Below are 17,315 nucleotides of genomic sequence, written 5' to 3' on the forward strand. Positions count from 1 at the left end.
TTCTATGAAGAAGAGCCTAAAGCCCTTTAAAACGTGGCGCCAACTCTATGTTCTGAATGGCGTTTTACCCACGTATAAAAAAATTAGACGCTAAATTAGCACGACCAAAGATAACTTTACACCGTCTGTCGCATTGGGCTATGCCGAAGCCCTACAAGCATGCAATCCAAATCGGTCAGCTCTTTGGGAAATATCCTACACAAAGATTTTTTTGACCCTCTTTGCTTATAGCTCAAGCATCCACCATTGCCATGGCCTCCTCGACATCCACAGCCACCAGACGCGAACAACCGGGCTCGTGCATCGTCACCCCCATCAACTGATCGGCCATTTCCATGGCGATTTTGTTATGGGTGATGTAGATGAACTGCACCGTCTGAGACATCTCTTTAACCAGACGGGCATAACGCCCTACGTTCGCATCATCAAGCGGCGCATCCACTTCATCGAGCATGCAAAACGGTGCCGGGTTCAACTTGAAGATGGCAAAAACCAGCGCCAACGCGGTCAATGCCTTCTCACCACCCGATAACAAATGGATGGTGCTGTTCTTCTTGCCTGGCGGCCGCGCCATGATCGTTACCCCTGTATCGAGTAAATCTTCGCCCGTCAGTTCCAAGTAAGCGCTGCCACCACCGAAAACTTTTGGGAAAAGTGCCTGTAATCCACCATTTATCTGATCAAAGGTGTCTTTGAAGCGGCTGCGGGTTTCTTTGTCGATCTTGCGAATGACGTTTTCCAGCGTTTCAAGTGCTTCCACCAAATCCGCATCCTGGGCATCCAGATAGCGTTTGCGTTCGGACTGCTGCTGGTACTCGTCGATGGCCGCAAGGTTAATCGCGCCCAAACGCTGAATACGCGCGGCAATACGTTCCAGCTCTTCTTCGGCCTGCTGCTCGTTTAACGCATTGCTCAAGGTGGCCAGCACTCCGTGCAAGTCATAACCATCAGCCAGCAATTGATCTTGTAACGCGGTGCGTCGCACGGTCAGCGCTTGCCATTCCATGCGCTGCTGTTCGAGCTGGCCGCGAATCAGTTGCGATTGCTGCTCGGCCTGATTACGCCGTTTTTCAGCTTCGCGCAATTCGCGATCGGCGTCTTCAAGGGCGGTTTGCGCGACTTTAAGCTCTTCGTCCACACTCAGGCGCTTGTCGAGCAACTCTTCGAGTTTCAGGCGCAGCTCTTCCAGAGGCGCCTCGCCCTCTTCGAGGTTAAGCGTGAGTTGCTCGCGTTTTTCAGCCAGACGCTCCGATTGCAACTCCAGACGTTCAAGGGCCTGCCGCGTGGAATCGTGCTGCGCCTTGAGCGACCCGAGCCGTACAGCCAATTGGTGGGCGTGGTCCTTGTGCTGGCGAGCGTCCTGACGCACCCGGTCAAGACGCTCACGCAAGCTGTCGCGCCGGGCCAATAACAGCTCACGCTGCTCGGTATCCGTGGCCATGGCGTCCAGCGCTTCCTGCAATTGCAGGCGCGCCTCACCGACCTGCTCATGCTCCAACGCGCGCTGCTCACCCAGCTCAGCCAACTCTTCATCCAGACGACGACGGCGCAGGGTCAATTGCTCGACCTTGGCTTTACTGGCCGAGAGCCTGGCCTTGATTTCACCCTGTTGACGCGCTTCATCCTGCAAGCGCCGACGCACTTGCTCGCGGGCGTCTTCTTGAGTCAGTTGCTGCTCGCGCAACTGCTGCAACTGCTCCTCAAGGGTTGCCAACGTGGCTTCGCGCGTATCGCGCTCATGCTCCAGACGCTGTATTTCCTGGCCACGGGCCAGCACCCCGCTTTCCGCTTCACTGGCACGGCGCACGCGCAAAAACGTACGCCCCACCCAAAAGCCATCGCGACTGATCAGGCTTTGCCCCTCAGCCAGCTGCGAGCGCAAGGCCAGTGCCTGCTCGAGGGTATCGACCGGCTTGACCTGACCCAGCCAGGGTGCGAGGTCGAACGCTGATTCAACCTTGTCGAGCAAACTGCCTGCTTGCGCGTGGCCGGGCGTGCCTGCGCTGAACAGGCGCAGATCGCCCTGGGTAAACCCCGCCAGATCAAGCGGTGCAAACTCGTCAACCAGCACCGCTTGCAGGTCGGCGCCCAAGACCGTTTCGACTGCCAGCTCCCAGCCCGGCTCAACGCGCAAGCCCTCAGCCAGACGCGGTTGCTGGCTGAGTTGATGCTCACGCAGCCACTCACCCGTGCCAGTGCCCGGATCGAGGGCAGCCTGCTGCAGCGCCTCCAGCGATGCCAAACGGCCATTAAGCCGCTGCAAGTCGCCCTGCGCCTGCTGCTGATTGTGGGTAGCTTGCTGCAAGTCGTGACGCACCTGCTCCAGACGCTCTACAAGCTGTTCTTCAGTGCCTTGCAGTTCTTCGTGGGTGAGTTCGCTGGTGGCCAGCAATTCGCTCAGCTCGAGAATGGCCGCGTCTTCAGGGTCGGCCGCCAGCAAGGTGCGCTCTTCAGCCAGACGACGCTGGCGCTCTGCAACGCGCTCCATGCTGGTTTCCAGTTGCTGAATCCGCGCTTGCAACACTTCGGATTGACGCTGCGGCTCGGCACTGCGCAAGTTGAACGCATCCCACTGCTCTTGCCAGGCCTGCATGGTGACTTCAGATTCCTCGAGCGCCGCACCCGCTTCTTCGGCGGCGGCGCTGGTGAGCGCCTGCTCGGGCTCAAGCATCGCCAGTTCTTCACCCAGCGTGGCAAGCAGCGTACGGTCGTGACCCAAGTGCGATTCGGTTTCAAGACGCGAACGTTCAGCTTCACGCAGGTCGTCCTGCAATTGGCGCAACCGTTGCTGGCCGTGTTGAATGCTTTGTTCGACGCGGGCAATGTCGCCCCCCACGGAGTAGAAACGGCCCTGCACCAGATTGAAGCGCTCTGACAGATCATGGTGCCCGTCGCGCAGACGCTCGATGCTCGCATCAGCATTACGCTGCTCGGCCACCAGGGCTTCGAAGCTAACCTCCTGATTACCGATGACCGCTTCGCGCTGGCCGACCTGTTCGTTCAGGGCCTGCCAACGCAGCGCCGACAGTTGCGCTTTGAGCTGACGCTCCTCGGCTTTGTATTCTTGGTACTTCTCCGCCGCCTGGGCCTGACGGTGCAGGCGCTCCAGCTGCCGCCCCAACTCTTCACGCAGGTCTGTCAGACGGGCGAGGTTTTCGTGGGTGCGGCGGATACGGTTTTCGGTCTCGCGGCGGCGCTCCTTGTACTTGGAGATACCCGCCGCTTCTTCGATAAAATTACGCAGGTCTTCGGGTTTGGACTCGATCAGTTTCGAGATCATGCCCTGCTCGATGATTGAGTAACTGCGCGGCCCCAGGCCCGTACCGAGGAAAATGTCGGTGATATCACGGCGCCGGCACTTGGTGCCATTGAGGTAATACGTGGTCTGGCTGTCGCGGGTCACTTTGCGCCGGATCGAAATCTCAGCGTAGGCCGCGTACTCGCCCAGCAGCGTACCGTCGGCGTTGTCGAACACCAGTTCGATACTGGCCTGACTCACGGGTTTGCGGCTGGTCGAGCCATTGAAGATGACATCGGTCATCGATTCGCCGCGCAAATTTTTGGCTGAGCTTTCGCCCATGACCCAGCGCACGGCGTCGATGATGTTCGATTTGCCGCAGCCATTGGGGCCGACCACTGCCGCCATATTGCTCGGAAAGTTAACCGTCGTCGGGTCGACGAACGATTTGAAACCGGCCAGCTTGATGCACTTGAGCCGCACGCTCAGGCAACCGTCAAGGCAGTCAGCACCAAATCGCAACTGCGCTGGGCGTAGCTGCCGAGTACCAGGCGGATCTTCGGCAGATCACGGGCCAGTACGGCGTCAAGCAGCTGCGCAAAGAGGGCCAGGAATTCACTCATCGCCGCCTTGCGTTGTTCCAGTGCCAGGTAATAGGCACGGCTCATGGCCGGATGCAGGTTCTCGACGGTTTCTTGCAGGTACGGGTTGTTGGCAAACGGATAGGCCGCGCGCATGACATTGAAGCTGTCTTCAACAAACGCGCTGATGTCCTGGCGCTCAAGGCTGGCGGTCAGGCGCTGCTGGATTTGCAGGAACGGCCCGAGATCGGCCTGAACCGCCCAGCGCTGCGCCACGGCATTGCCCAGCAGGATATACAGCTCGCTCATCAACGTGCACAGGCTCTGTACTTTATGTGCAGTGAGTTCGGTGACGTGCGCGCCGCGTCGCGGCAGGATGGCGATCAGGTGCCGACGCTCGAGGATCAGCAACGCTTCGCGCACAGAGCCTCGGCTGACATTGAGCGCCAGCGTCACCTTCTGTTCCTGAATGCGTTCCCCTGGCTGTAACTCGCCCCGAATGATCCGTTCGGCGAGGTGATGAGCGATTTGCTCGGCGAGGCTATCCGGCGCCTTGAACGTCATGTTTTACCTTCAAAATCTTTGATCAGTGCAGGCGGCGAAGTGTAACGCACTTGTCGGGCTCAAGCGGAGTGCCCACTGCGCTGAATTTGGCACGAAACCCGCAAATAAATGGGTAATCGCCGTCGCAGAACAACATTTTGCAGGCCTTCGCTCATTTTCTTGACCCGAGAGTCAGTTATGACTAAATTCAGCCCATCCCGCTCGATAACAATAATGATTTTGCGAGGCCTTCCGTGATCCAGTTCCTACTCAACCAGACGCTGCGTACCGAGCACGCGCTGGACCCGAACCTGACCGTGCTCAATTACCTGCGCGAGCATTTGCATAAACCCGGAACCAAGGAAGGCTGCGCCAGTGGCGACTGTGGCGCCTGCACGGTGGTCGTGGGCGAAATCCACACCGACCCGCAGGGCCAGCAACGCGTGCGTTATTGCAGTCTCAACGCATGCCTGACCTTCGTGTCGGCGCTGCACGGCAAGCAATTGATCTGCGTGGAAGACCTCAAGCATCAAGGCCAATTGCACAGCGTGCAAAGCGCCATGGTCGAGTGCCATGGCTCGCAGTGCGGGTTCTGCACCCCCGGAATTGTGATGTCCCTGTTTGCGCTGCAAAAGAACAGCACCCAACCCGACGCCTATCAGGCCCATGAAGCGCTGGCCGGTAATCTGTGCCGCTGCACCGGCTATCGGCCGATTCTGGCCGCCGCCGAACGCGCCTGCTCGGTGCAGAGCGGTGACCAATTTGATGCACGCGAGCAGGCGACCCTGGCCGCCCTCAACGCCATCGCCCCCCAGCAGACCGCCGAGCTTAATAGCGGCGATAAACGCTGCTTGCTGCCACTCACCCTCAGCGACCTGGCCGACTTGTATGAAGCCTGCCCGCAAGCACGGCTGCTGGCCGGCGGCACGGACCTGGCGCTGGAGGTCACGCAATTCCATCGCCCGCTGCCGGTGATGATCTACGTGGGCCATGTGGCCGACATGAAGCGCATTGAAATCATTGAGGACCGCATCGAGATCGGTGCAGCCGTCACCCTCACCGACGCCTCCTCCCTGCTCACCACGCAATACCCGGATTTCGGCGAGCTGCTACAGCGCTTTGCCTCATTGCAAATCCGCAATCAAGGCACGCTGGGCGGCAACATTGGCAACGCCTCCCCGATTGGCGACACACCGCCCCTGTTAATTGCTTTGGGGGCCAGCCTCGTGCTGCGCAAGGGCGGCACCTGCCGAAGCCTGCCACTTGAGGACTACTTTATTGATTACCGCGTGACCGCCCGGCAAGAGGGCGAATTCATCGAGAAAATCATTGTTCCTCGCGCCACCGCCGACCACACCTTTCGCGCATACAAAGTGTCGAAACGGCTGGACGACGACATCAGTGCCGTGTGCGCAGCCTTTAACCTGACCCTCGACAACGGAACAGTCACCGGCGCGCGGATCGCTTTCGGCGGCATGGCGGCTACACCAAAGCGCGCCCGCGCCTGCGAAACCGCGCTGATTGGCAACCGCTTTGACAACGCCAGCGTCGAGCGCGCCTGCCGGGCACTGGCCGAGGACTTCACGCCGCTGTCGGACTTTCGCGCCAGCAAGGAATACCGCTTGCTGACCGCGCAAAACCTGCTGCGCAAGTACTTCCTCGAACTGCAAACCCCAACCCTCGAAACGCGGGTGACAGCGTATGTCTAACCATCGCACCGTCGAGCTGTCCCAGGCCGAACTGACCGCCCTTTTCGCGCAGGACCTGAAAACCGGGGTAGGCCGCAGCGTCAAACATGACAGCGCCGAAAAGCATGTGTCCGGGGAAGCGCAATACATTGACGACCGACTGGAGTTTCCCAACCAGCTGCATCTCTACGCGCGCCTGTCTGATCGGGCGCACGCCAGGATCATCAGCATCGACACCGCGCCCTGCTACGCATTTGAAGGCGTGCGACTGGTCATCACCCATGAAGACATCCCCGGCCTGAAAGATATCGGCCCGCTGCTGCCCGGCGACCCATTGCTGGCCATCGACACTGTGGAGTTTGTTGGCCAGCCCGTGCTGGCTGTCGCTGCCCGCGACCTGGAGACCGCGCGCAACGCCGCGATGGCCGCCATCATCGAATACGAGGACCTGGAACCGGTACTCGATGTGGTGCAAGCCTTGCGCAGCCAACACTTTGTCCTCGCCAGCCACACCCATCAGCGCGGCGACTCGGCCATGGCCCTGGCCCACGCCAAACACCGGCTTAAAGGCACGCTGCATATCGGGGGACAGGAACACTTCTATCTGGAAACCCAGATCTCCTCGGTCATGCCCACTGAAGACGGCGGCATGATCGTGTACTGCTCAACCCAAAACCCCACCGAAATCCAGAAACTGGTGGCACTCGTACTCGATGTTCCAATGAATAACATCATGGTCGACATGCGCCGCATGGGCGGCGGCTTTGGTGGAAAGGAAACGCAGGCCGCCAGCCCTGCCTGCCTGTGCGCCGTGGTCGCGCGCCTCACCGGGCAGCCGGCCAAAATGCGCCTGCCACGGGCTGAAGACATGCACATGACCGGCAAGCGCCACCCCTTTTACGTGGAATACGATGTAGGTTTCGACGCCAGCGGCCGGTTGCAAGGCATTCAACTGGACCTGGCGGGCAACTGCGGTTATTCACCCGATTTATCTGCCTCGATTGTCGACCGCGCCATGTTTCACGCCGACAACGCCTACTACCTGGGCGATGCCACCATCCATGGCCATCGTTGCAAAACCAACACCGCCTCCAATACCGCGTACCGGGGGTTCGGCGGCCCGCAAGGGATGGTGGCCATCGAGCAGGTCATGGACCACATCGCCCGCCATCTGGGGCTCGACCCGCTGGCCGTGCGCAAAGCCAACTACTACGGCAAGACCGAGCGCAACGTGACCCACTATTACCAGACCGTGGAGCACAACCTGCTGGAAGAAATGACCGCCGACCTTGAAGCCAGCAGCCAATACGCCGAGCGGCGCGAGGCAATCAGGGTGTTCAATGCCAACAGCCCGATCCTGAAAAAAGGCCTGGCACTGACACCGGTCAAGTTCGGGATTTCCTTTACTGCCAGCTTTCTCAATCAGGCAGGCGCGCTGATCCACATTTACACGGACGGCAGCATTCACCTGAACCATGGCGGCACAGAGATGGGTCAGGGGCTGAACACCAAGGTCGCGCAAGTGGTGGCCGAAGTCTTCCAGGTGGACATCAGCCGCGTACAGATCACTGCCACTAACACCGACAAAGTGCCTAACACCTCGCCCACGGCGGCATCCAGCGGAGCAGACCTCAATGGCAAGGCTGCGCAAAACGCGGCCGAAACCATCAAGCAACGGCTGATTGCCTTTGCGGCTGAAAAATATGCGGTCAGTGAACAGGCGGTGCAGTTCCACAACGGCCAGGTGCGCGCAGGCGACCTGCTGCTGAGTTTCGACACCTTGATCCAGCAGGCGTATTTCGGGCAGGTGTCTCTGTCGAGCACGGGCTACTACAAAACCCCGAAAATCTACTACGACCGTAGCCAGGCCCGGGGCCGACCGTTTTACTACTACGCCTTTGGCGCAGCCTGCGCCGAAGTGATCGTCGACACCCTGACCGGCGAATACAAAATGTTGCGCACCGACATCCTGCATGACGTCGGTGCCTCCCTTAACCCCGCCATCGACATCGGTCAGGTTGAAGGCGGCTACCTGCAAGGCGCGGGCTGGCTGACCATGGAAGAGCTGGTGTGGAACGCCAAAGGCAAGTTGATGACCAGCGGACCCGCCAGCTACAAAATTCCCGCGGTCGCCGACATGCCGCTGGACCTGCGGGTAAAGCTGGTCGAAAACCGCAAAAACCCGGAAGACACCGTGTTCCATTCCAAGGCCGTGGGCGAGCCGCCGTTTATGCTCGGCATCGCCGCGTGGTGCGCGATCAAAGATGCCGTGGCGAGCCTGGCAGACTACCGCGTGCAACCCGCTATCGACGCACCCGCGACCCCCGAACGCGTACTGTGGGGCTGCGAGCAAATGCGCCAGCACGGTGAACGCCATGCATAACTGGATCAGCGCCCTTGCCGACCTGCAACGCCAGGGTGAACCCTGCGTGTTGGTTACGATCATTGAAGAACAGGGCTCAACGCCGCGTAATGCCGGGTCGAAAATGGTCATCAGCGCCGCGCAAGCCTTTGACACCATCGGCGGGGGCCATCTGGAATACAAAGCCATGCAGATCGCCCGCGACATGCTGGCCAACGGCAAGCAGGCGCCCGACCTACAACGCTTCAGCCTCGGCGCCAGCCTCGGGCAATGTTGCGGCGGCGTCGCCGTTCTGTTGTTTGAGCCGATGGGCCAGGTGCACGCGCAGATCGCGGTATTTGGCGCCGGTCATGTCGCCCGGGCGCTGGTGCCGCTGCTCGCCAGCCTGCCCTGCCGCATTCGCTGGATCGATGAACGCGAACAGGAATTTCCGGCGCTGATTCCGGCAGGTGTGCAAACAATCGTGACCGATGAGCCCGTGGATGAAATCAAAGCGCTACCCGCGGGTTGCTACTGCATCGTCATGACGCATAATCACGCACTGGATCTGGAACTCAGTGCAGCCTTACTCATGCGCAACGACTTTGCCTACTTCGGCTTGATTGGTTCTCGCACCAAACGCCTGAAGTTCGAGCATCGACTGCGCGACCGAGGCATCAGCGCCCCCCATTTGCAGCGCATGCGCTGCCCCATGGGGTTGAGCGAAGTCAAAGGCAAACTGCCAATTGAAATCGCCATCTCCATCGCCGGCGAAATTATCGCCACCTACAACGCCCACTTCGGTCAACCGGGTGCAAGCGTTGAACCCATTAAACGACTGCTGCCGTCCTCGCGACGCAGCCAGGCCACGAACTGAGAAACATGATGACTTGTAAAGCCTACCGCGCCGCCCTCCTGCACAGCATCGCCGACCCGGCGCAGGTCGGGATCGATGCCTCTTATGAATACTTCGAAGATGGCTTGCTGGTCGTTGAAAACGGTCAGATCAAAGCCGTAGGCAACGCCTGCGACCTGTTGCCGTCCTTAGCGTCTGACGTCGATGTGACCACTTACAGCGACGCGCTGATCACGCCGGGCTTCATTGATACACACATCCATTTCCCGCAGACCGGCATGATTGGCTCCTACGGCGAACAGCTCCTTGACTGGCTGAACACCTACACCTTCCCGTGTGAGAGCCAGTTTGCCGACAAAGACCATGCGCAAGAAGTCGCGCAGGTGTTCCTCAAGGAGTTGCTGCGCAACGGCACGACGACAGCGCTGGTATTTGGCAGCATGCACCCGCAATCCGTCGACGCCCTGTTCGAAGCTGCACAGCGTCTGGACCTGCGTCTAATCGCGGGCAAAGTGATGATGGACCGCAATGCGCCGGACTATCTGACAGACACCGCAGAAACCGGCTACAGCGAGAGCAAGGCACTGATTGAGCGCTGGCATGGCAAGGGGCGTTTGCATTACGCCGTCACCCCGCGCTTCGCGCCCACCAGCACACCGGAACAACTCACGCTGGCTGGCAAGCTGTTGGGCGAATACCCGGACCTGTACTTGCACACGCATATCAGCGAGAACCTTCAGGAAATTGAGTGGGTGAAATCCCTGTTCCCTGAACGCAAAGGCTATCTGGATGTGTATGACCATTACCAACTGCTGGGCGAACGCTCGGTATTTGCCCATGGCGTGCACCTGTGTGATGACGAGTGTGCACGGTTGGCGGAAACCGGTTCGGCGGTGGCCTTTTGCCCGACGTCAAACCTGTTCCTCGGCAGCGGCCTGTTTAACCTGCCCATGGCTGAGAAGCACAACCTCAACGTAGGGCTGGGCACGGATGTAGGCGCCGGCACCAGTTTTTCGCTGCTCAATACCCTGAACGAAGCCTACAAAGTCATGCAACTGCAAGGGCTGCGCCTGAACCCGTTCAAGTCGTTGTATCTGGCTACATTGGGTGGCGCACGGGCACTGCGCCTGGAAGATCGCATTGGCACCCTGCAGCCGGGCACTGACGCGGATTTTGTCGTGCTGGACTACAACGCAACACCCTTGCTCAGCTATCGCCTGAAGCAATCGAAGAGCATCGCTGAAACCCTGTTCGTGCTGATGACACTGGGCGACGACCGCACCGTGCTGCAGACCTTCGCAGCGGGCAACAAGGTGCACCAACGCTGACAGACTCGCCCTGCGTCGTCACTGACGCGCAGGGCGACGTTGCAACTCATGGGTGTTTCAGGCATATCGAGGGCCCAGGGTTTACGGACGCTCTGGCCGTACTGCAACCTTGCGCCTGGACAGCGACTGTACGCCTCCCGTTACAACTTGGCCGAGGGGCGTGTCGGTTTGCCTTTGGTTTGCAGCAAATGTGAGAACACAGCGTGCAAATCGTCGGAGGCGCTTTCTTCGTCGAGGTTGAGCTTGCTGTCGATGTGATCCATGTGGTGCATCATCAGGCTCACGGCCAGCTCGCCATTACGCGCCTCAATCGCGTCGATCAGTTGCATGTGCTCGTCATAGGAGCAATGGGAACGGTTGCCGCTCTCATACTGCGCAATGATGAGCGAGGTCTGGGACACCAGGCTGCGTTGAAAGCTGATCAACGGTGCATTCTTTGCCGCTTCGGCCAGCTTGAGGTGAAACTCGCCTGACAGCCGAATCCCCGCCCCGCGGTCCCCGCGCGAGAAACTGTCGCGTTCGTCCTGGACCATCTTGCGCAAGTCAGCGAGGTCGTCGGCTGAGGCGTGCTCCACGGCCAGTTCAGTGATGGCTTTCTCGACCAGACGCCGGGCAAAAAACACCTGCCGCGCTTCGTCAATGCTGGGGCTGGCCACGACGGCACCTCGGTTAGGGCGCAACAACACCACGCCTTCATGGGCCAAACGCGACAGTGCACGGCGAATGATGGTGCGGCTCACCCCAAAAATTTCACCCAGCGCTTCTTCACTCAGCTTGGTCCCCGGCGCCAATCGCTGTTCGAGGATGGCCTCAAAAATATGCGCGTAGACAATATCGTCCTGAGTGCCGCTGCGACCGGCCTTGCCAGTGCGGGTGGATTTCTTGAGGGGCTGCAACTGTTCGTTCATGAGGTCTCGTGTGGGATAGCGGCGGCGTATGAGGGTTTACGTTAGTCCGTAAACGAGCGTCGCTGGTAATGAATTAATACTAAAAAACAGCGCGCATTGTACACAACCCAGATTGCCAGTACGACTGTACGGCTGTTTGCAGCCGCGGCTGTATTGCAATGAAGTGTAACCTTTGCGTTTAGGCTGGCGCCCTGCTCCACCCTTTTTAAAGAACAAGGAATACCGTTTGATGACTGACGCCACCCACACGCGCTTGCACCCCTTGGCAGACAGTTCCCCTTCAGCCGTGGTGGCTGGTTTCATCGCGATGATGACCGGCTACACCAGCACACTGGTCCTGATGTTTCAGGCGGGTCAGGCTGCGGGGCTGACCAATGGGCAAATTTCCTCATGGATCTGGGCCCTGTCGATCGGCATGGCGATTTGCAGTATTGGCCTTTCGTTGCGCTACCGGTCCCCGATCACGATTGCTTGGTCAACCCCCGGCGCTGCCTTGCTGATTACCAGCCTGGGGGGGGTCAGCTACCCCGAGGCGATTGGCGGGTACATCACGTGCGCAGTGCTGGTGATCATTTGCGGCGTGACCGGCAGCTTCGAGCGACTGGTCAAACGCATCCCGGCATCACTGGCCTCAGCCCTGCTGGCCGGGATCCTGTTCAAGATTTGCAGTGAACTCTTCGTCGCTGCCCAGCACCAAACCGGGCTGGTACTGGGCATGTTTCTTACCTACCTGATCGTCAAGCGGGTGTCCCCACGGTATGCGGTACTGGGCGCGTTATTGATCGGGACACTGATTTCAGGGCTGATGGGGTTGCTGGACTTCAACGGTTTTGCCCTTGAGGTGGCGGTGCCCGAATGGACCAGCCCCTCCTTTTCCCTCGCGGCCACCATCAGCATCGGCATCCCCCTGTTTGTAGTGGCCATGACCTCGCAAAACATGCCGGGGGTCGCGGTGTTGCGTGCAGACGGCTACACCGTGCCCGCTTCACCGTTGATCACCACCACCGGGGTGGCATCACTGCTACTGGCACCGTTTGGCTCCCACGGCATTAACCTGGCTGCCATCAGCGCCGCCATTTGCACCGGCCCGCACGCCCACGAAGATCCGAACAAGCGTTACACCGCTGCCGTCTGGTGCGGGATCTTCTACGGGATCGCGGGGATTTTCGGCGCAACGCTGGCCGGACTGTTCGCGGCCTTTCCGAAGGAGCTGGTGCTGTCGATTGCCGCGTTGGCGCTGTTCGGCTCAATCATGAACGGCCTGACCATTGCCATGAATGAGCCCAAGGAACGCGAAGCCGCGCTGGTCACCTTCATGGTCACCGCGTCGGGGATGACGCTGTTCTCGGTGGGCTCGGCTTTTTGGGGCATTGTGGCGGGCGTGCTGACCTTGATAATTCTGAGCTGGAAGGCGAAGTAACCAACGTCTGCAACCCTGTAGCCGCACTGTTGCGGCTACAGGCCCTGTGAGCATTCAGATCGCCATTGCCCCGCCATCAACTGCAAGGGCATGCCCCGTGGTGAACGCTGCGCCGTCAGAGCACAGATACAACACGGCACTGGCCACCTCTTCGACAGTGCCGATCCGCCCGACCGGGTGCACCGCTGCCGCATAGTCGGCCTTGCGCGGGTCGGTTTCATAGGCACGCCGAAACATATCGGTATCAATCACCGCCGGACACACCGCATTCACGCGGACTTTTTTCTTCGCATACTCAATCGCCGCCGATTTCGTCAGCCCGATGACCGCGTGCTTTGAGGCCGCATAAATACTCATCTTCGGCGCCGCCCCCAAACCGGCCACTGAAGCGGCATTGACGATGGCACCACCACCCTGCGCCACCATCAGTGGCAACTGATATTTCATGCACAGCCAGACGCCTTTAACATTGACCGCCATGATGGCGTCGAACTCGTCCAGCGTGCCATCGGCCAGGCGCCCATGCTCAATCTCGATCCCGGCATTATTGAAGGCATAATCCAGACGCCCGAAAGCACTGATCGTGTGCTCCATCAGTTGCTGGACATCTGCTTCCTGCGTAACGTCGCAACGCACAAAAACAGCTGCGCCCCCAGCCGTCAGAATCTGCTGGACTGTGGCTTGCCCGCCCGCCACATGCACGTCAGACACCACGACAGTCAGCCCTTGCGCGGCAAAGGCCAAGGCCGTGGCGCGCCCGATGCCTGCCCCGGCTCCGGTTACGATCGCCACGCGCCCCGCAAACGTCATGCTCATTGTTTTTATCCTCGTCAGTAGTTCGCTGCATCGTCAGTCTAGACAGTCATCTGTTTATTTATCCCAGTGATAAAACCCTGCCCAGCACCATCATCACGACTGATAAAACTCCATTCGTGAACACGCATTCACTTGATGTCCGCGCGCATAACGTCTATCAACACCCTTTGTCTTTTAAAGAGATCGCACCATGACCGATTTGACCAACCGCCAGTTTTTGCTCGCAAAACGCCCAGTCGGTGCAGCCACCCGTGACACCTTTACCTATCAGCAAGTGCCCGTGGGCCAGCCCGCCGAGGGGCAGGTTCTGGTTAAAAATGAATACCTGTCCCTCGACCCGGCCATGCGTGGCTGGATGAATGAAGGCAAGTCCTATATTCCACCGGTGGCCTTGGGCGAGGTCATGCGCGCGTTGGGCGTGGGTAAAGTGATCGCCTCCAGGCATCCCGACTTCAACGTGGGCGACTACGTGAATGGCGCACTTGGCGTGCAGGATTATTTCCTCGGGGCACCTCGCGGCTTCTACAAAGTCGATCCAACACGTGTCCCCCTGCCGGTGTATTTGTCCGCACTGGGCATGACCGGCATGACCGCCTATTTCGCCCTGCTGGAAGTGGGTGCGCCCAAAGCGGGCGACACCGTGGTCATCTCGGGCGCGGCAGGTGCAGTGGGTAGCATTGCCGGGCAAATCGCCAAGCTCAAAGGCTGCCGCGTGGTCGGGATTGCAGGGGGGAAAGAGAAATGCGCCTACCTGATCGATGAGCTGGGCTTTGACGGTGCCATTGATTACAAAAACGAAGACGTGATCGCTGGCCTTAAACGCGAATGCCCTAACGGTGTGGACGTGTATTTCGACAACGTGGGCGGCGACATACTCGATGCCGTGCTCAGCCGCCTGAACGTCAAGGCACGGGTGGTGATTTGCGGAGCCATCAGCCAGTACAACAACAAAGAGGCTGTAAAAGGCCCGGCCAATTACCTGTCATTGCTGGTTAATCGCGCACGCATGGAAGGTTTTGTGGTGATGGACTACGCCGATCGCTATGCAGCGGCCGCGCAAGAAATGGCGGGATGGCTGGCCAAGGGCCAAGTGAAAAGCAAAGAGGACATTGTCGAAGGGCTGGAGACGTTCCCGGAGACCCTGATGAAACTGTTCAACAGCGCAAACTTCGGCAAGTTGCTGCTGAAGGTCTAAACGCGCGCGTCGACAGACTTGAGCCGCCCAGGTGTCGATACGTCCTTTGCGAATGTATCGACACCTGCCACGCGGGTCAGCGATTACGCCAATTCTGCAACCACAGCGGCCAACGCCTTGGCAGGATCAGCTGCCTGGCTGATAGGGCGCCCGATTACCAGATAATCCGACCCGGCTTCCAGGGCTTGACGCGGTGTCAGGATGCGACGCTGGTCATCCAGCGCACTGCCTGCAGGACGAATCCCCGGCGTCACCAACTGCAACGAAGGGTGCGCGGCTTTCAACGCCTGAGCTTCCAGCGCTGAACACACCAGACCGTCCATCCCGGCTTTTTGCGCCAGGGCCGCCAGACGCAGCACTTGCTCTTGTGGTTCGATATCCAGGCCGATACCTGCAAGGTCCTCACGCTCCATGCTGGTCAGCACGGTGACACCTATCAGCAAGGGTTGCGGCCCGGAGCGCTTGTCCAGCACCTCACGGCAGGCAGCCATCATCCGCATGCCGCCCGAGCAATGAACGTTGACCATCCACACCCCCATTTCGGCCGCAGCTTTAACGGCCATTGCCGTGGTGTTCGGGATGTCATGAAATTTCAGGTCCAGGAACACGTCAAAACCTTTGTCACGCAGGGTTCCGACGATCTCCGAGGCACAACTGGTGAACAACTCTTTACCCACCTTCACGCGGCACAGCGTGGGGTCCAACTGATCAGCCAGTTTCAATGCGGCGTCACGCGTAGGGAAATCCAGGGCGACGATAATAGGAGTCTGGCAATCGGACATTAGCGGGTTCTCAGGCTGGTCGAAATCGGCGCGCATTGTAGCGGAACCAACCGCATACCGGCACCCGATGATCACAATTTCAGCATTTTAGTCAGCACGAAACATTAAAAGCCCGCCCCCGGATAAGCGGCCTACAATTGAACCACTGACGCCTGCGTGCACTCACAGCTACATAACACCACTCGCCGGGCACTGTGAGCCCGGTCGAACGACCATTCAAGGAGAATCTTATGCCGTGGTATGCCTGGTTAATTCTGATCGTTGCGATTGGTGCCATTGTTGGTGGCCTCATGACTCTGCGCGACACCGCCAATAAGGTTGAGCTGACGGACGAGCAACGCAAACGCGTGGCGGAACGCAACGCCGAGATGGACGCCAAGGAATCGAAAGACAATTAACTTTTCGATGGTCTGAAGCGAAGAGCCTTGCTTGCACATAGCCAAATGCCTACACGCCTTTGCATAAAAGCCTCACTGCGTTGCGCAGGGTCGCAGGCATATGATGGCTGTTTGAAATCAAGAGACAGCCGTCATGAGGTATTCCCAACACCACAAGGCCCAAACCCATCAGCGCATCATTGAGGAAGCGTCCATACGTTTCCGACGCGACGGTATAGGTGCGACGGGGTTGCAGCCTCTTATGAAAGCGTTGGGACTTACCCATGGCGGCTTCTATGCCCACTTCGCCTCCAAGGATGAACTGGTCGAAAAAGCGCTGCAGCACGCGGCGAACCAAGTAGAAGAACATTGTGCCGAACTGTTCGACAGTCCCGATGCGCTGCCAACCTTTATCGACACTTATCTGTCCGAATGGCACCTCGCCTCGCCCCATGAAGGCTGCCCTTTACCGACCATGTCCGTGGAGATGGCGCAAAACGGCAACCCCAGCCCCGTTACCGATAGCGTCATCAACGCTCGCCTGACTCAAATCCAGGCTGAACTTGAAGGTCCGGATACACAAGATCGCAGCATTGTGTTATTTGCCGCGTTAGTGGGAGCCCTTGTGTTGTCCCGCGGTGCGGAAAACCAAGCCTTGAAAAAGAGAATTCTGGACGTTACACGCGCAGCGCTGAAGGGTTCAGCCATCACGGCTTGAATTGCTGAATACAAAAAGGCCAGTCAGTGACTGGCCTTTTGTCATACAACGTTATCGCTTAGTTAACCGCGACTTTGTCTCGATTCTTCTCAAATATCGCCTTACCAATCCCTTTGACTTCCATCAGCTCATCCGCTGACGTGAAATCCCCATTCGCCTCACGGTAAGCCACGATCGCCCTGGCTTTAGCAGCGCCTACGCCCGACAACTCGCGCTGCAGGGTCGCTTCGTCAGCCGTGTTCAAGTTGATTGTTACGACTTGGGCTTCAGGGGAGATGGTGGTTTCAGACACCACCGGAGCAGGCGATGTCGGTGCAGTGCTGGCAACACTCAACCCCGAAAAGCCCAACAACACAGCCATGACAAACGAGGGAACAAGGGTGATACGCATAATTGACACTCCAATACACCGTTAAATGGAAACAGCTTTCCTGAGCTGTATCCAAAACCTAGGGATGCTCCGATCAACTTGCTGCGCGGCGGCGGCAAGTCGTAATTTGCACGGCACGCAGCGCTATTTGCTC

14 protein-coding genes are annotated in these 17,315 nt (G+C 58.9%); 8 read left to right on the forward strand and 6 right to left on the reverse strand.

The features are described 5' to 3' along the window. Window positions 1-232 precede the first annotated feature (232 nt). Window positions 233-3,721 carry a chromosome segregation protein SMC gene (smc, locus tag CJF39_RS17440; protein ID WP_094994554.1) on the reverse strand — a complete coding sequence of 1,163 codons (3,489 nt, stop codon included), beginning with the start codon at window positions 3,719-3,721 and terminating at the stop codon, window positions 233-235. A 2-nt stretch (window positions 3,722-3,723) separates the two neighbouring features. Then, window positions 3,724-4,383, reverse strand: coding sequence for a GntR family transcriptional regulator (locus CJF39_RS17445; protein ID WP_094994555.1), 660 nt, complete (start codon window positions 4,381-4,383; stop codon window positions 3,724-3,726). A gap of 233 nt (window positions 4,384-4,616) precedes the next feature. On the opposite strand from CJF39_RS17445, the gene xdhA reads away from it, so the two are divergent. The 4 genes from xdhA to guaD are packed head-to-tail and all read left to right on the forward strand — an operon-like array spanning window position 4,617 to window position 10,575. Next, window positions 4,617-6,071, forward strand: a complete 1,455-nt coding sequence (gene xdhA, locus CJF39_RS17450) for a xanthine dehydrogenase small subunit (RefSeq protein WP_094994556.1) — start codon at window positions 4,617-4,619, stop codon at window positions 6,069-6,071. Then, window positions 6,064-8,433 (forward strand): xanthine dehydrogenase molybdopterin binding subunit, encoded by a 2,370-nt coding sequence (gene xdhB, locus CJF39_RS17455; RefSeq protein ID WP_094994557.1) that lies wholly within the window; start codon window positions 6,064-6,066, stop codon window positions 8,431-8,433. Before xdhA ends, xdhB begins: the two co-directional genes overlap by 8 nt. Beyond that, a complete protein-coding gene (gene xdhC / locus CJF39_RS17460) occupies window positions 8,426-9,268 on the forward strand; it encodes a xanthine dehydrogenase accessory protein XdhC (protein WP_094994558.1) in 843 nt (280 codons plus the stop codon). The genes xdhB and xdhC overlap by 8 nt, the downstream gene beginning before the upstream one ends. 8 nt (window positions 9,269-9,276) lie before the next feature. Further along, the gene (guaD, locus tag CJF39_RS17465; RefSeq protein WP_094994559.1) at window positions 9,277-10,575 is read left to right on the forward strand and encodes a guanine deaminase; all 1,299 of its coding nucleotides are present in this window, start codon (window positions 9,277-9,279) and stop codon (window positions 10,573-10,575) included. A 140-nt stretch (window positions 10,576-10,715) separates the two neighbouring features. On the opposite strand, the gene CJF39_RS17470 is transcribed toward guaD, so the two are convergent. After that, the gene (locus CJF39_RS17470; RefSeq protein ID WP_094994560.1) at window positions 10,716-11,483 is read right to left on the reverse strand and encodes a GntR family transcriptional regulator; all 768 of its coding nucleotides are present in this window, start codon (window positions 11,481-11,483) and stop codon (window positions 10,716-10,718) included. Window positions 11,484-11,712: 229 nt separating this feature from the next. Between CJF39_RS17470 and CJF39_RS17475 the strand changes: the two genes are divergently transcribed. After that, complete coding sequence (locus CJF39_RS17475) at window positions 11,713-12,903, forward strand: benzoate/H(+) symporter BenE family transporter (RefSeq protein WP_094994561.1); 1,191 nt, start codon at window positions 11,713-11,715, stop codon at window positions 12,901-12,903. 54 nt (window positions 12,904-12,957) lie between these two features. Here CJF39_RS17475 and CJF39_RS17480 read toward each other — a convergent pair whose 3' ends face one another. Further along, window positions 12,958-13,719, reverse strand: coding sequence for an SDR family oxidoreductase (locus CJF39_RS17480; RefSeq protein ID WP_094994562.1), 762 nt, complete (start codon window positions 13,717-13,719; stop codon window positions 12,958-12,960). A gap of 190 nt (window positions 13,720-13,909) precedes the next feature. Here CJF39_RS17480 and CJF39_RS17485 point away from each other — a divergent pair, with 190 nt between their 5' ends. Beyond that, entirely contained in the window at window positions 13,910-14,914 is a 1,005-nt protein-coding gene (locus tag CJF39_RS17485) for an NADP-dependent oxidoreductase (protein ID WP_094994563.1), read from the forward strand. Window positions 14,915-14,997: 83 nt separating this feature from the next. On the opposite strand, the gene pyrF is transcribed toward CJF39_RS17485, so the two are convergent. Beyond that, window positions 14,998-15,696 (reverse strand): orotidine-5'-phosphate decarboxylase, encoded by a 699-nt coding sequence (gene pyrF, locus CJF39_RS17490; protein ID WP_170046462.1) that lies wholly within the window; start codon window positions 15,694-15,696, stop codon window positions 14,998-15,000. Between the two features lie 230 nt (window positions 15,697-15,926). On the opposite strand from pyrF, the gene CJF39_RS17495 reads away from it, so the two are divergent. Then, window positions 15,927-16,094, forward strand: a complete 168-nt coding sequence (locus CJF39_RS17495; RefSeq protein ID WP_082149311.1) for a DUF2897 family protein — start codon at window positions 15,927-15,929, stop codon at window positions 16,092-16,094. Between the two features lie 133 nt (window positions 16,095-16,227). Further along, entirely contained in the window at window positions 16,228-16,791 is a 564-nt protein-coding gene (locus CJF39_RS17500) for a TetR/AcrR family transcriptional regulator (protein ID WP_094994565.1), read from the forward strand. 58 nt (window positions 16,792-16,849) lie between these two features. Here the strand turns inward: CJF39_RS17500 and CJF39_RS17505 are convergent, their stop codons facing one another. Then, window positions 16,850-17,182 carry a ComEA family DNA-binding protein gene (locus CJF39_RS17505; RefSeq protein WP_094994566.1) on the reverse strand — a complete coding sequence of 111 codons (333 nt, stop codon included), beginning with the start codon at window positions 17,180-17,182 and terminating at the stop codon, window positions 16,850-16,852. Window positions 17,183-17,315: the final 133 nt, after the last annotated feature.

It is taken from the genome of Pseudomonas lundensis, from assembly GCF_002269125.1.
Lineage (GTDB): Bacteria > Pseudomonadota > Gammaproteobacteria > Pseudomonadales > Pseudomonadaceae > Aquipseudomonas > Aquipseudomonas lundensis_A.